The organism is Fibrella musci, assembly GCF_041321105.1.
In the GTDB taxonomy this organism is placed as follows: domain Bacteria; phylum Bacteroidota; class Bacteroidia; order Cytophagales; family Spirosomataceae; genus Fibrella; species Fibrella musci.
Map to the genome: position 1 here is coordinate 511677 of NZ_JBGGWD010000006.1, position 15374 is coordinate 527050.

General features: G+C 56.2%; 10 protein-coding genes and 2 pseudogenes. 1 reads left to right on the forward strand and 11 read right to left on the reverse strand.

Features of this window, described 5'->3' with window-relative positions; translation table 11 throughout:
- Positions 1 to 8: 8 nt before the first annotated feature.
- From ACAW74_RS21480 to ACAW74_RS21525, 10 genes and pseudogenes are all read right to left on the reverse strand, one after another.
- Positions 9 to 3344, reverse strand: coding sequence for a SusC/RagA family TonB-linked outer membrane protein (locus tag ACAW74_RS21480; protein WP_370700291.1), 3336 nt, complete (start codon positions 3342 to 3344; stop codon positions 9 to 11).
- 127 nt (positions 3345 to 3471) lie between these two features.
- Entirely contained in the window at positions 3472 to 4614 is a 1143-nt protein-coding gene (locus tag ACAW74_RS21485) for a TIGR03364 family FAD-dependent oxidoreductase (RefSeq protein ID WP_370700292.1), read from the reverse strand.
- Positions 4615 to 4756: 142 nt separating this feature from the next.
- Positions 4757 to 5476: an HAD family hydrolase gene (locus ACAW74_RS21490; protein ID WP_370700293.1), complete on the reverse strand. Its 720-nt coding sequence runs from the start codon at positions 5474 to 5476 to the stop codon at positions 4757 to 4759.
- A 166-nt stretch (positions 5477 to 5642) separates the two neighbouring features.
- Entirely contained in the window at positions 5643 to 7133 is a 1491-nt protein-coding gene (locus ACAW74_RS21495; protein WP_370700294.1) for a c-type cytochrome domain-containing protein, read from the reverse strand.
- Positions 7134 to 8397: 1264 nt separating this feature from the next.
- Positions 8398 to 8943 carry a hypothetical protein gene (locus ACAW74_RS21500; RefSeq protein ID WP_370700295.1) on the reverse strand — a complete coding sequence of 182 codons (546 nt, stop codon included), beginning with the start codon at positions 8941 to 8943 and terminating at the stop codon, positions 8398 to 8400.
- Between the two features lie 382 nt (positions 8944 to 9325).
- Positions 9326 to 9583 (reverse strand): annotated as a pseudogene (locus ACAW74_RS21505) (6-bladed beta-propeller); the annotation flags it as partial.
- A 32-nt stretch (positions 9584 to 9615) separates the two neighbouring features.
- The gene (locus tag ACAW74_RS21510) at positions 9616 to 9780 is read right to left on the reverse strand and encodes a hypothetical protein (RefSeq protein WP_370700296.1); all 165 of its coding nucleotides are present in this window, start codon (positions 9778 to 9780) and stop codon (positions 9616 to 9618) included.
- Between the two features lie 9 nt (positions 9781 to 9789).
- Positions 9790 to 10229, reverse strand: a pseudogene (locus tag ACAW74_RS21515) (DUF6934 family protein).
- Between the two features lie 27 nt (positions 10230 to 10256).
- On the reverse strand, positions 10257 to 11309 hold the full coding sequence (locus ACAW74_RS21520) for a twin-arginine translocation signal domain-containing protein (RefSeq protein ID WP_370700297.1): 1053 nt from the start codon (positions 11307 to 11309) through the stop codon (positions 10257 to 10259).
- 228 nt (positions 11310 to 11537) lie between these two features.
- Positions 11538 to 13127, reverse strand: coding sequence for an N-acyl-D-amino-acid deacylase family protein (locus tag ACAW74_RS21525; RefSeq protein WP_370700298.1), 1590 nt, complete (start codon positions 13125 to 13127; stop codon positions 11538 to 11540).
- A gap of 199 nt (positions 13128 to 13326) precedes the next feature.
- Between ACAW74_RS21525 and ACAW74_RS21530 the strand changes: the two genes are divergently transcribed.
- Positions 13327 to 15105 carry an ABC transporter ATP-binding protein gene (locus ACAW74_RS21530; protein WP_370700299.1) on the forward strand — a complete coding sequence of 593 codons (1779 nt, stop codon included), beginning with the start codon at positions 13327 to 13329 and terminating at the stop codon, positions 15103 to 15105.
- Here ACAW74_RS21530 and ACAW74_RS21535 read toward each other — a convergent pair.
- A complete protein-coding gene (locus ACAW74_RS21535) occupies positions 15085 to 15369 on the reverse strand; it encodes a hypothetical protein (RefSeq protein ID WP_370700300.1) in 285 nt (94 codons plus the stop codon). The two genes, ACAW74_RS21530 and ACAW74_RS21535, sit on opposite strands and share 21 nt — an antisense overlap.
- Between the last annotated feature and the right edge of the window lie 5 nt (positions 15370 to 15374).

A 15374-nucleotide genomic window follows, 5' to 3' on the forward strand; every position in this document is an offset into this window, starting at 1 on the left:
CCTGTGCTTTAGAATGTCAGATTCAGGTTGATGCCGTAGCGGCGCGTCGTGGGCGTTTGCAGGCTCGATACGCCACCCGTTACGAACTGATCGAGGTCGATGTCGGTCCGTTCGGCGAAGTAGAGCAGGTTGCGGCCCACTAGCGAGACCGTGGCCTGCCGGATACCCACCCGGCCCAGCAGCGATTGCGGCAGCGAGTAGCCGATAACCACCTCGCGCAGTTTGGCGTAGCTGCGGCTGATGAGGAACGCCTCGGTCTGCCCATACACCCGGGCCACATAGTCCTGGGCGAAGGTTTGGGTCGTGTTAGGCGTAAACTGAAGTTCGTTGTAGTTGGTGATGTTACCCAGCGCGTCATACTTGATGGCCGCCCCGTTGACGACCTGCACGCCTTCGCCCACATACGATTTGATGTTCTGCACGTCGTTGGCACGAGCTATTCCCAGCGCGCCTTCGACCGTCTCGATGTTGCGGCCACCCTGGAAGGTTTTCTGCTGTACGTAGTCGCCGATCACACCGCCCACGCGCCCGTCGAACTGGAAGCTGAAGCTCAGGTTCTTGTAGGCGAAGCGGTTATTGAGCCCCCACACAAATTTCGGATTGACGTAACCCAGCAACTGCGACACCGGATTGACGATGGGCCGCCCACCGGCATCATTGATGAGCTGACCATCGGCTGTGCGGATGAAGGCGCCCGAGTAAAAGGCATCGGTGCGGTCGCCCACGTTCAGGAACCGGTTGCTGCTGCTGCCTCCCACGAAATAGCTCGACTGCAAGGTGTTGATGCCCCCTTCGGGATACACTTCTTTCAGCCGTTCAACGTACCCAGACAGGTTCCCGACCACATCCCAGCTCAGCCCGCTGGGCAGGCGCAGGGCCTTGCCCGTTACCGACACTTCCCATCCTTTTTTCTGCGTACTGATCCCGTTGACGAGGCGGGCATTATAGCCCGTTACGCCCGAAATCGGGAGGCTGAAGATGCGCGGACCATCGTTGCTGATGTAATAGGCGGCATCCAGCGCAATGCGGTTGTTGAGGAAACGGGCATCCAGGCCAATTTCGGTTTGCGAGGTCGAGTTGGGCTTGATGTCGGGGTTATTCAGCGTGTTGGTGTAATAGGCCGCCGGTTTGTTATTGTACTGCAACGACGTGCTATACACGGCCGAGTTCTGGTACGTTGGGCCACCGTAGGCCGAGGCGTAGTCGTCGCCGTAACCCAGCGGGAACGACAAGCCCGGCGTGCTGCCGATGGTCGACTGGGTGAGGGCGTCTTTCACGTTGGCATACGACGCCCGCAGTTTCAGAAACGACACCACCGACGGCAGTTTTACGTAGTCAGACACCACTGTGCTCAACGCCACCGACGGGTAGAAGTAGGTGTTGTTGGCCTGCGGCAGGGTCGAGAGCTTATCCATCCGACCCGTTGTCGAGAGGGTGGCGTAGTCGCGGAACGACACGTCGGCCGAGTAGTAGGCCGAGTACACGCGCATATCGGCGGTGTAATTGCTGGCCAGTACGGGGTTCGACGAGTTGGCGAAGTTATACACGCCAGGTACGTTCAGGTAGTTGGTGCTGGCCCAGTCGGCGTTGTAGTTGAGCACCCGGATTTCGCCCCCCGCCAGCGCATTCAGGCTGATGGCCTTCGAGAGCGGTTTGTTGTATTGCAGCAGCACCTGGTTGATGTTGTCGAACAGGTTGCGGCGGTCTTCGCGGTAATCGCCCCGGGCCTCTTCGCGGCCATATACCGTCATCGAATAGGGGAATTTTTCGGTGCGGAGCAGGTTCCAGGTCGTCAGCTGCGTTTTGGCCGTCAGTTCAAGCCCATCGATTAGTTTGTAGCGCAGCGAGGTGTAGCCATACAGGTCGTTTTTGTAGTGACCGCGGAGCCAGTACTTGGCCATAAACCAGGGGTTGTTGTACCGCTGGTATTCGGCGTAGATCTGCTGCGTGCCTTCTTTGCCCGGCTGCCAGATCTGCTTCATGTCGTCGATGCTCCAGTCGGCACCGCCCCAGGCTACGATGTTGTAAATCATCGAGTTGGGACCATAGTTCACGTCGGGGAAGTTGGGGGTGTATTGGCGGTTGAAGTTCAGGTTCGACTCAAACCGCAGCTTCGGCGTGAAATTGTAGCCCGCCGACACGTTGAAGTTGGTGATATTCAGCTTCGTGTTGGGTACCAGACCGAGCTGGTAGTTCTGCGAAATCGAAAAGCGCAGGTCGTGTTTTTCGCCCGTCGACGAAATGGCGATGTTGTTGGTCGACAGAACCCCCGTTTGTAGAAAACGCGTGAGGTTGTCTTTGCCGCGGGCCACCCAGGGCGTGGGCTGGCGGTTGCTGGTGAACGAGTTACCGTTAGCAAATTTGGTAGTAAATGTCTGGCCAGGCACCACCGGGCTGTCGTACTGCGGAATCAGTTGCCCATCGAAGCGGGGCCCCCAGATGTCGTAGTCACCGTCGTTGAGCCCGTTGCCCTTTCCATCACCAAAGGCATACACGCCGTGATCGCCGGGGCCATACTGGTCCTGTACTTTGGGAATGGCAATAAAGCCGTTGTCGAGTTGCTGGCTCGTATTCACCTCCACCGAGAAGCCGCGCCGGTCTTTCGAGCCGCGTTTGGTCGTGATCAGGATGGCCCCGTTCTTCCCCCGAAATCCGTACAACGCCGAGGCCGATGCGCCTTTCAGCACGGTATAGGTTTCGATGTCGTCGTTGCTGATGTTCCAGGTATCCGAGTTGATTGGCACCCCGTCTACTACAAACAACACGTCGGTATTGCCGCGCAGGGCGATGGTGGGGCGGCGTAGCAGCTCGGCGCTGGCTCCGATGGTGAGGCCGGCCACTTTACCCACGAGGCTGTTGATGGGGTTGGGCTCGCGGGCTTTCACAAGTGTGGCCCCGTCGACCTGCTGAATGGCCACACCCGTCTGGCGCACGTCTTTCTTGATACCCAACGCGGTGATGACCACTTCCGACAGTTGCTGGTCGCCGGGCTGCATGGCCACGTCGATGCGCGACTGATTACCAACCGCCACTTCACGCGATGCAAACCCGATAAACGAGAACGTCAGCACGGCGCGACCGCTGGCCTGCGCGCTGGGTACGTTAATGGTATAGGTACCATCGGCCTGGCTGGTCGTGCCCACACCGGTGCCTTTCACCAGGATCGACACGCCCGGCAGCGGTGCCTGATCGTCAGCCGAAACGATGCGTCCCGTAATGGTTTGCGCCTGCCCGGAAAGACTCAGGAATAGGCCCGCTACCAGCGCGAGCATAAGCCGGGCCCACCGGTGGTCATAAACCGCTGTGGTAGCTCGGATAAAATACTGTAAAACATTGGCTTCCATACGTTTGCAGATTGAATTCCTTTTTGGTTCAACTGCAAAAGTAGGTTCGGCCTATTACGCCAATATTGACTGGCGGTCAAGCGTTTGTGAAGCAATCAGCTGGTTGGTTCACGGTACGTTAATATGCCTAAGTAAGCGGAAACAGCGTTCGAATGCTTTGCTCAGCGTAGCCTGCGCTGGAGGTCATACCCTTGCCGCCGATGCCCGTGATGAGTCGGATATGACCGTCGATATCGTATTCGAAAATTTCCCGATCAGTCTGGCTATAGAACCCGGCCCATGCCCGACGTACCTGAATCGGGAAACGAACAATCCGCTGCGCCTCGGCGAGCATAAGGTTGTTGATGTATTCGTGGGTGTCGAAGCCAAGCGTTTCAGCCTCGGTAGCCGGGGCGTATTCGTGCGAGTCGCCGAGGATAAACGAGCCGTCGAGCGCCTGTTTGAACAGGATATGAATACCCCACTTTTTCAATTCTTGCAAATATTCTGGCGTTTGCAGGCTCGCGTAGGAAGGGCACGCCTGGAAGGCTTCGTACCGGCGGATGGTCAGGCCCGTGAGAATATTTCCGACAAGCCCTGCATCGGCCATGGGCTGGGTTTGGAGCATCTGCAATTTGCTCACAATCAACTCCGCCTCGCTGAGAATCTCAGGATAGAGTAACCGCATCTCGTGACCGCTGCAAATGAGCACCCGCCCGGCCTCGAACCGCTCACGACTCGCTATGGTCACGACCGCCCCGCCATAATTTGACTGAACGTCGACAACCGCCTGACCGGTGCGGTAATCGACGCGGTACCGTTCGCGGCAATAGGCAATCAGACGGTGAATCATCTGGTCGGGCTCAACGCTCAACTCCTGCGCGAAGAAAAGCCCGCCCATCACATAATCGGGTTGCAGGGCCGGGTACTTAGCCAGGCACTGTGCCTTGGAGAGTAGTTCGCTTGGATAATCGAGGGCGCGGTAGTAGTCGTGCAACTCATTGGCCAACGCCCATTCGTCGGCATCGGAAGCGACGTAGACGGTGCCGTTGGTGCGCACGGTCAGGTCAGTTTGCGCCTGAAGTTCCTTATAGATATCGAGGCTGCGACGGCCATGGTCGAACCAACGACCCGCCAATCCCGACGGCACCACCTGCCCGAAATTCCGGACGGTAGCCCCCACGGGCCGCGCATCTTTTTCGAGCAATAACACGCGCAGCCCGGCTTTGGCGGCATGGTAGGCATGGAACGTACCCAGCGCACCCGCGCCGACGATAATGAGGTCGTACATAACAAGTGGGAGTAAAGGGTTTGCAGTCCTCTGTCTTCCGTTCACTGTCTTCTGTTGGCTGGCGCAAGCCTAATCCGGCGTCAGCCAACAGAAGACAGTGAACTGAAAACAGTGAACAGTAAACTGAAAACAGAGGACTGTGCTATAGTGCTTCGAGCACGGCAGGCAGTTCGGCGAGCGAAGCCAGCAACTGATCGTGCGGGTGGGGCTGTAGCTGATCAAGGCTATGCGTACCATTGACCACGCCCAAGTTGAGCCGGACACCCGCCGCCTGCCCCGACAGCAGATCCGACGGGGTATCGCCCACGTTCACTACGGCCTGCGGGTCGGTGACGCCCAGCAACTGCATGGCCCGCTCGATCAGCAGGGGGGCCGGGCGCCCTTCGGCTACCTCATCGCTGGCAATCGACGCCTGAATAAGGCTATCCGACGTACCTACGCGCTGCTCGTTGAGGCCATCGAGCCAGCCCAGCTTTTCCAGGATAATGTCGGTGACGGTGCGGTAGAAACCCGTGGTTAGGGCAATGGCAATGCCGCGTTTATGCAGGTAAGCAAACGTGTCGAGGCAGCCCTCGGTGGGCGTGGCGCCCTGGGTCTGGTAATGAGTTTCCAGAATATGCCGGAAGGCGGCGTATGACGTGTTGACATGCCGTTCCAGTTCGGGGTGCTGCTCGCCCAGTTGTTCGGCCCAAAGCATCTGAAACACCTGCCGTTTCCCCATGCCCTGCACGGCCAGAATCCGTTCGGGCGATACGGTCAGGGCTGTTTGGGCGGCGGCTTCGGTGAAGCAGCGTTCGACTTCGTGTTGGTCGGTCACAGTGGTACCGGCCATGTCGAAAACAACGAGTTGAATGGGAGGCATGAGTCGTCCGGGAAAAGTAGCGATGCAAAACAACACATTCCCGCCGCGCTTTCCAGCAAAAGCTGTATTAAGAAATTGTGCGGCTCAGCAGGCCCAGGCGCCGGATTCGGTTATCTACGTGTCAGGTACGTTCAAAAAACAACCGAAGCCAACGCTACGGCACTAGTTACTTGGCTGCTACCGTGTTCTCGCTCATGCCGCCGATGATCTCCACGTTGGGCAGTGCCTGTTTCAGTTTAGCAATGCCCGCCTCGGTGGTTTTGGTTTGCCAGACATACACCGTGCGGAGCGATTTCAGACCCACCAGACTCGCCAATCCCGCGTCGGTGATGCCCGTTCCGTAGAGGTTGAGGTACTCCAGGTACGTTAGGTTGCCCAGCTGACGCAGGCCAGCGTCGGTGATGGCGGTACGTTCCAGGTGCAGCTTTTGCAGGTTCTTCAACTTGCCGATGGTGGCCATCGTGGCGTCGGTGATCTGGGTGTCGCTTAGCTTCAGCCAAACCAGTTGATCGGTCAGTTTGGACAGCCCGGCCGCCTGCGCATCAGTCAAGGTCTTTACGTTGACGGCGCTGACTTCCAGTTGATTGTTTTCTTTAGAGAGCGGCATCACCAGCAGCCCTAATTTCTTCAGGGCGTTGACCGCGTTGGCATCGGCGGGAGCTACTTTCATTGTCAACACAGGTGATACCGGCTGAGGCGGTGCATCGGCGGCGCCTTTCGTGCCGGCAGCTACTGCCCCGCTGCCCGGTGTGGCACCCCCACCCAACGAAGCGAGGGCGGGCTTCACGGCGTCGGTGACGGTCACGTCGGCGACTTTTTTGTCAAACGACGCGCCCTGATCGATCCACCACGACAGCAGCGTCACCTGCTCGGGCGTGAGTTGGGGTTTGCCTTTAGGCGGCATGTGGTGTTCGTCGCTTTCGTCGAGCAGGCAGTATTTGACCATCCGGCTGTCGGCCCCCTTGCCCGCTACGAAAATGGGCCCTTCTTCGCCCCCTTTCTTCAGGAAATCGGGCGTGTCCATGCGCAGGTCGCCCTTGGCTTTTTCGGCGTTATGGCACTGTACGCAGCGGGTTTGCAGAATAGGGTTAACGATCTGCTCATAGACCAGCGCCTGATTGACGTCGGTGATGGGCTTGGCTTTGAACTCGGCTACGGCTCGTGGGGGAATTCCTGCCAGCGACCGGAGTGGCTCGGGTGTGTACTGCGTGAGGTAGTCGGAGCCGTGGGTAAGCGCCCCGCCATGATGCCCCGCCGACAGCAGCAACAGCACTGCCAGACCCAGCGCGGGCAGGTAGATCAGCTGACGCATGCGCAACCGCGATCCAATCCGCTCCGATTTGACCACCCACGCGACCCAGGCAAACAGCGCCATGCCGATGCCCTGCCACTTATGTTCGTCAAGCAGTTCTTCGTCGTAGCCACCACCCAGCGAGAGCAAATAGCCAAACAGGCAGGCCAATGTGGCGCTCATCGCCGACCAGAACAAAATCGTCGTGATGGTATGAGGGCTCACCGACCGCCCCCGAATAAGCCGATCCAGTTCCAGCACCGCCGCAATCAGCAGAAAACCGATGGGCAGGTGAACGATTAGCGGGTGAAAGCGCCCAAAAAACAACGCCCAGTCGGAAGGCTGAGCCTGAAGCAGTAACGTCATGTACAGGAACGGCTATGGGTGATCCTAGCCGTTGGTGAAAGTAGAATTCAACCCCATTCTAACCGCTATGTCAGTTTGGAGATCGGAGTTACCAACTAAGCACGGCTTTTAGTAACACCCGACACCCCTGAGGGCTGATGAGTGCATGGTCCCCCTTTGCAAGTGAAGCCAGATGGTTCTGACATTTTTACCCTCAGCCGGGTTGGGCACTCCAACATAGTGAGCTGCAAATGATTCCCGTCCCGCGTAACCGCCGCCTGCGGAGCGAACTATTGCATCAAAGACAATCGAAATTGTAAGCAAAAGCGTTCAAGGAGCCTTTTCCAAGCTCAGTATTCTCAGAGAGGGGAATGTTCTGCAATTGGTTTGACCGTCAATAACACCACCTCTAAGGGTTACGATTGTGCTGTCTGCTATTTTTTTCGTTTTTATCAACTGGATAAACGTTGAATCGCTACATATACTGGTGTAGTTAGGGGAATCAGTAAGGGGTAGTAAACCAATCCCATAAGATTCTTTCTGGGTGTTGGGGAAGCGAAGTATGCCTATACCCGTGAAGATGTAATTCGTCTGTATAGGTAAATCTTTACAATCACATGGAATCGCTACTACGGGTATTGTCTCTGCCTTCTTGCAGCGAAGACATAGCAAACAAAACAGTGCAACTACTATCCAGTTTTTCATAACTCTTCGAGAGATGCCCTCAACAATTTAAACGATAGCCAATCGGCGAGAGAGGTAAGGCAATGTTTCGTAACTCCGAATGGGATTGCCTTCAAGACTCTATTGAGGTAAAAGGGTTGGGAACTAGTAGATAAATCTACTGTAGCGAAAAACTGTTGCGGATTTCGTTCTGTCGCCAGAAGTTGGGCTTGTGGGCCCGAGATCAGAGCCCCCGCCGAGTACGTCATGTCGCCCGGAGTTAGGCGTGTCGGCGGGCGGTGGGAGCCACCGCATATACGGACCGTCGCCCGAACGCTGCCTTGCCAGCTAATTTATGGACTTACACCCCCGGGTGGCTGGGCTCCAGGCATAGGCGTGCCCACCCGCTTCCTATCAACCGACAATGACGCCCTGCAACGCTGCACGATGCGCCGACTTGACCCAACGCCAATAAGGGTTGATGGTCCACTAGTTGACTGAATACAAACTGCGTACTTACGACTTTACACCCTTGTTTGGTTAGGGCTATTCCGAGCGCTTAGAGGGTTCCCTGTCGAACGAGGTACACCCATGTAAAGCCGACCGACAGCGCACAAAATGCCTATTTCTTTGGTCGGTTATACCACTTGTAATCACTCCAACGCCTAAGAGTAGACCAGTCTGGTGAGTGAGACATTGGCTTGTCGTTGACGAATGGCTGCCCTCCTAAATTGACTAAGACTTTGAGTAGTGAATTAAAACCATAATAGGGACGACCAAGGCCAAAAAACTCAAATTCAAGTTTATTTTCGCCTAATTGGTGAAAATCAATTCGGTAAAAATTGGGTATGTTGAAGTGAATCTGCTTGACAAAATTGTGAGTGTCGAGTTTAGGTTGTAATTCTCTACGTCGGTCACTTGCTTCAGCATATTGGGATTTTTGAAGAAGTGGGTTCAATTCAGCATCCATTTCTATTTGAAAAGTTTTCACTAACGAATAATCGTTAGCTAGCTTTTCCACTACTTCATCGTAGGTCTGAAAAGTAGGCAGATTGATAGTCGCTTCTAATTCGAGAGGTAGTCCGGTTTGCTGAAGGAACTGCTTTCTAATGCTGGCAAAAGGTGGGATGCCTTCATCAAATTGAATTTGGTAAATGGTGTAAGCCATAACAGGTCTGTTAAGCCACAAGTTAAGCGTGTTGGTGGGGGGGGGACGTTCTGCCTTTGGTACACAAACGGTAGTAAAGTTGTGGTACACAAATTATCTACTTACTATCAACCTACTATACTATTACGAATACATTGCTGTTATTACACATGATGACCTGCCCCACCGGCAGAGGGGGTGTACCCAACTGCTTCCTGCCCCACCGGCAGCGCCACCTGCAACCCTAGGCTGTGTTATCCGACGCGCTTTCTGTTCCTCAATGTTGGCCTGTCGCCCGGCTCGTGGCCTACTGGTCTGCTTGGGCTCGCCCTAACAAGTTAATGTACGTCAGTTCGCTAAACCACAATGGCCTCACTACCAGCACATTCTGATTTATTTTGCCTTACACCCACTCCAATTTGATGGGGTAGGTTTTGCGGCTGGCCCATTGCGCGATATAGAGATTTTCGTCGGCGTCGACCATTACGTCGTGGGGGTGGAGGAAACTCAGGAAGGTGCGGTCTTTGCGCTGTTCCTGTAGCTGCCCGTTCAGGTATGTGGGGGCCGAACCGCCGGGCGTCGAGACCACCTTGTCGTTCTTGTCCAGAATCTGAACGTACCCAGAGTCGGGGTACGCATCGGAGGTGCTACGGAAAACGGCTTTCGCTGGTCAAATAAAACGGGATATAGCAACTATTTCTTACCTGTTTTTTTCGACGGTAGCTTAGCCGTTGTAAGCATTTGATTGGCTTTAGCCAGTTTCTCTGGAAACAGCACCTGATCGCGGTAGGGCTCCAGTGACCGGTCAATGGTCACGATGGGTGTAGCTTGCTGGTTCAACTCCTGAATCGTTTTCATAAGTCTCATTTACTTGCGTTGGGCAATAAAACCATCGTACTCTCTACCAACGATAAACGCTTCGAATTCCTCCCCAATCTGGCCATAAACGTCGAAGTCCGTGACGACTTCTTCGTAAAAACGTGTGATGCCCATACGGTACAGTCTAGTGCGAGTGGGTGTCTGCCGGTAGCGTACACAAAAGCATCAGGGTGTTGATCAAAAAAGGCATACAGAGCGGCTACAATCGTGGCCAGCACTTTATCAGTATCACCGTTGTTGGAGACGATCAAGTCATCGACTTCACCAGTCTGTGGGTTTTTGTCGCCGAAAGCGAGGTTATACAACCCTGCCCGATTGGTCGGTTGAAATTGAATCAACTTGTGAATGAGTCCTTTCGGCCCTTCGCTGACAAACTCGAACGTAGTATAGCTAGCTTCTGCTTTGAGTGGATACCTGGATAAATGCATGTCGATAAAGCGGGTCCTCTGCCAGCGCTACACCCGTTCTAACTTGATGGGGTAGGTTTTGCGGGAGGCCCACTGGGCGACGTAGAGGTTTTCGTCGGCGTCGACCATTACGTCGTGGGGGTGGAGGAAACTCAGGAAGGTGCGGTCTTTGCGCTGTTCCTGTAGCTGCCCGTTCAGGTATGTGGGGGCCGAACCGCCGGGCGTCGAGACCACCTTGTCGTTCTTGTCCAGAATCTGAACGTACCCAGAGTCGGGGTACGCATCGGACGTACTGCGGAAAACGGCGCCGTAGATGTGGTCGCCTTTGATGTTAGGGCGGCAGATGTACGAACCCGGCAACGCGATGGTGCTGATGTATTTGCCGTCGAGGGTGAAGCGTTTCAGGCAGTTATGGCGGCGGTCAGTGATGAGCAGCGTCGGGTTGGCCAAGTTACGCCGGTCGACCACAATGCCGTGACAGCAATCGAACTGCTCGTTGGCCGAACCGGGACCACCGAAATAGCGAATCAGCTTGCCGTTCTGGTCATACTGCATGATGTAGTTCGAGCCGTAGCCGTCGGCTACATAGATATCGCCGTTGGCCGGGTTGATGGCGGTTTCGGTCGGCTTGTACTTGGCGGGGTAGGCGTAGACACCCGTTTCGCGCGGATAATCGAGTACCATCAGTTCTTTGCCGTTCAGGTCGGTTTTTATCACCTGATGTCGGTCGGGGTCGCAGATGAGCAGGTATTGGTCGTTACCCTCGCCGCCGATGGTCAGGCCGTGGCCGCCGGGGTAATCGTGCCCCCACGAGCTGAGCAGCTTGCCCGATTTGTCGTAGATCAGGACGTTGTTTTTGGTCTCGTTGGTCAGCAGAAAAATGCGCCCTTTGGCATCCTGCACCATCTCGTGGCAATCGTTGACGGGGTTTTTGCCCGTATCGAGCACGCCCCAATTAGGCACGACCCGATACCGGTGCGACCCGTGGCCAATAACAACGGCCTCGTCGCGGTGGGTAGTGAACGCAGTGGCCGGAGCGGCAAGGGCGGCCGAAGCCAGCGCGGTTTGTTTAAGAAACGTACGGCGGGATTGACGAAACATAGTATAAGGAGTAGGACGTTGACTGTATCGAAAAAGACAAAATTGATTCGTTTTACCTGTGGGAGGTGTGCAGAACGATGAAGGATGAAGGATTCTATTTTGTCATCCCGACCGGGACGCGTAGTCGCCAGGAGGGATCTTAATGCATCCTGACTCTCAAGCAAGGAAACGTCAAGATCCCTCCTGGCGTCGGGATGACAAAAAACGGTTTACCAACCCTAGCATTCATCACTCACCGCTTTTCACGTACCCACTGCCCAACAGGATTTGGCCTGGGCGTTTGTAGGTGTGCTTGCCCGACTCGACAACCGGTGTGCCGTTGACCAGCACATAGCTGAACCCCTGCGAATAGGCATGAGGGGCGTCGTAGGTGGATGCGTCGGTGATGGTGTTTTCGTCGAAAATAACGATGTCGGCGGCGTACCCCGGTCGGAGCAGGCCCCGATCAGCGAAGCGGAACCGTTGCGCTGGGAGAGAAGTCATGCGCCGGATGGCTTCTTCGAGCGGGATGACTTTCTGCTCCCGAACGTACCTGGCCAAGACGCGGGCGTTGGTGCCGTAGGCGCGGGGGTGCGGCATGTTAGATCCAAACCGGGCCACGCCGGCATCCGACGCGATCATCGTGTTGCTGTACCGCATGATGGTCGCTACGTCGGCTTCCGACATGGTATGGTAGACCATCTGAATCCGCTTCATCTGCGCCTGTTCGAGCAGCGCCATCACCAGATCGGCTTCCGAAGCGGCATCGGTTTTCAGACCACGTACCTGCGCGATCTGGTGAATGCTTTTGCCGTTGTAAGTCGTATCGGCCTCGAAGCGCGATACCACGGCGTAGTCGTAGTTTTTGCGGTCGTTTTTCTTCAGCGACGCCACCATCTCATCACGGATTTTGTGGCGGGTAGGTACGTCGCGGAAGCGGGCCAATACCACCGAATCGCCATCAGCCAGCGCCCACGACGGCACGATACTCTGCAACGAGGTGCTCGACGCCGTGTACGGATACTGGTCGACCGTTACGTCGATGCCGTCTTGGTGGCGGGCGGTTTCCACCAGCGCCACGGTCTCGGTGCTTTGGCCCCACAGCGGTTTACTGGCTACTTTGAAATGCGAAATCTGCACCGGAATGCCTGCCTCGCGTCCGATCTGAATGGCTTCCCGGATGGCTGTCTGCACGTCTTGCCCTTCGTTGCGAATGTGTGACGCATACACGCCGCCATACTGCGCCGCCATCTTGGCGAGTCCCACAATTTCGGGCGTGCGGGCATACGTACCTGGCGTGTAGATGAGGCCCGTCGAAAGGCCAACGGCGCCGTCGCGCATGGCCTGTTGCACCAGTGTTTCCATCTCGGTTTGCTCGCGGGCTGTGGGTTCGCGGAAAGCCGCTTTCATCACCTTTAGCCGTACCGAATTGTGCCCTACCAACGACGCCAGATTGGGCGACATGCCGTTGATCCGCAGGGAGTCGAACATGGTGCGGAGATCGGTGCGCGAGCTGCCGCAGTTACCCGTGACGAGGGTTGTTACGCCGTCGTAGATGAAGTTTTCGGCACCGGGGCGCGTTTCCAGGTCGCCTTCCACGTGGGTATGCACGTCGATGAAGCCGGGGGCTACAATTTGCCGCTTCGCGTCGATGACCTGCCGACCGTCGGCTGACGGGATCGTCCCGATTTTGGCTACCCGCCCGTTTTGAATGGCCACGTCGCCATAAAACCACGGGTTGCCCGCCCCGTCGACTACGCGCCCGTTTTTGATGATCAGGTCGTAGGGTTGCGCCAGCGCTGCGCTGGAGAGTAGTAGGCAGAGGAAGAGGTATTTCATGAAAGAGAGGGGATGAATCCGTAAGATACAAACGGGTCAGCTTGCGAGCCATACCACTGGCATAATGGGGTGTTTCAGATCAAAAAATAGGTGAACGGGCCTTCGCCAGCTGGTCAAACCTTTGCGTAGGTGGGGCGTTTACTAACCGATATGGCTACCACACCGGTGGCTCCTGGCTACCTGACCGTTTGACTGCTCTGTGCACACCCTCTGGACGTACCTGAAACCGTATCGCTGGCGGGCCGCTGCCGCTCTGGCTCTGGCCGGGCTGGCGCAGATACTGGCCCTTATCGACCCCATTATTTTCGGTAAACTCATCGACGAATACGCCACCAATCCCGTCCGCAAAACGGATAGTGAGCAGTTGCATGGGGTGCTCACCCTGCTGGGGCTGGCTATTGGTGTAGCCCTACTGTCCAACGCTGCCAAAGCGGCTGGTGATTACGTGACCCGGTACGTGGTGCAGCGGTTCGGAACGGATCTGTTCAACGACGGCCTGAAACAGACCCTACGGCTCTCCTATGGGCAGGGCGGCGATCAAAGCAGCGGCGCGACTCTGTCGGTGCTGCAAAAGATTCGGACTGATACCGAGCGCTTTGTCAGCTCGTTTGTCAACGTGCTGTTTTCATCGGTGGTGGGCTTGGGGTTTCTGGTGTTCTACGCGCTGACCAAGCATTGGGCGCTGGTGCCTGTTTTCCTGATCGGCGGGGTGGTACTCGGCGGACTCACGGCCCGGCTGAGTGGGCAGATCAAGCTGACGCAGCGCACCATCAACCGCGAAACGGCCCGGCTGTCGGGCGTCATTACCGAATCGTTGCGGAACATCGAGCTGATCAAAAGTCTGGGGCTGACTTTTCCGGAAATCCGGCGGATGCAGCAGCAGACGAAGCAGATTTTTGAGTTGGACATGCATAAAATCCGCCGGGTACGTGTGCTCACGTTCTGGCAAAGCACCACGCTCAACCTGCTCAAACAGTCGATTTTGTTTACGCTGCTGTGGCTTATTTTTCGGCGGGTGCTGAGCCCCGGCGAGCTCATTTCAATGCAGTTTATTTCGGTGGCGATTTTCAACCCGTTGCAGGAGTTGGGCAACCTCATTCTGGCCTACCGCGAAGTGGAGGCGGGCGTGCAGAGCTTCGATGAATTGATGCAAAAACCCATCGAGCGCAATCCCGAGTCGCCGCAGGAGGTGGGCCCGATTGAGCGGCTCGAATTTGCCGATGTGGTCTTTCGTCATCCGGGCGCTACGCAGAATGCCATTGACGGGGTCTCGTTCGAGGCCAGGCTGGGCGATACCATCGCGTTTGTGGGTCCGTCCGGCTCGGGCAAATCGACGCTGGTTAAGTTGCTGGTGGGGTTGTACCGGCCCGTGGGTGGGCAGATTTATTACAACGACATTTCAACCAACGACCTGCGCTTCAACCCCATGCGCCGACAGCTTGGGTTCGTCACGCAGGAAACGCATCTGTTTGCGGGTAGCATCCGCGACAACTTACGGCTGGTGCGCCCCGACGCCACCGACGAGGAGATGATTGAGGCACTGCGGAAATCCGCGTCGATGAGCCTGCTGACAAGGTCTGGCGTTGGCCTCGACACGCCCATTGGCGAAGGCGGCATGAAGCTCTCGGGGGGTGAAAAGCAGCGGTTGTCCATCGCCCGCGCGCTGGTACGCCGTCCGCGCCTGCTGATTTTCGATGAAGCGACGTCGGCGCTGGATTCACTGACGGAAGAAGCCATTACCAACACGGTCCGCGCCGTATCGGCCGAGCAGGAGCAGATTACCATCCTGATCGCGCACCGCCTTTCGACCATCATGCACGCTACCACGATCTATGTGCTCGAAAAAGGCCGGATCGTCGAGACGGGTAGCCACGACGAGCTGGTTGAGGCAAAAGGGTTGTACTACGCCATGTGGCGGCAGCAAATCGGTGAACGGGTGGTATTGCCGGTTACGCCGTCAGTCGACACCGATGCTTGACGCGACGAAAGCTAACAGGAAAACCAGATAAGCCAAGGGTAGTAAGGTACTGATCAATATGCCAAGCTGGATGTTCTCCTCTTCAGAGGAGCGGCTAACGTACGTAATCAGGTTCCAGCAACCTACCGCAAACCCTGCCAGAACCAACAATGAAAACAGGATTAGAAACTGACCCGTCGACGAAGCCAGTACAGCGGTTAGAACCACTTCACCCGCCAACGCACCGATTGCAATCTGTACATGGTTTGCTTCTCCTTTATTCATGTTCA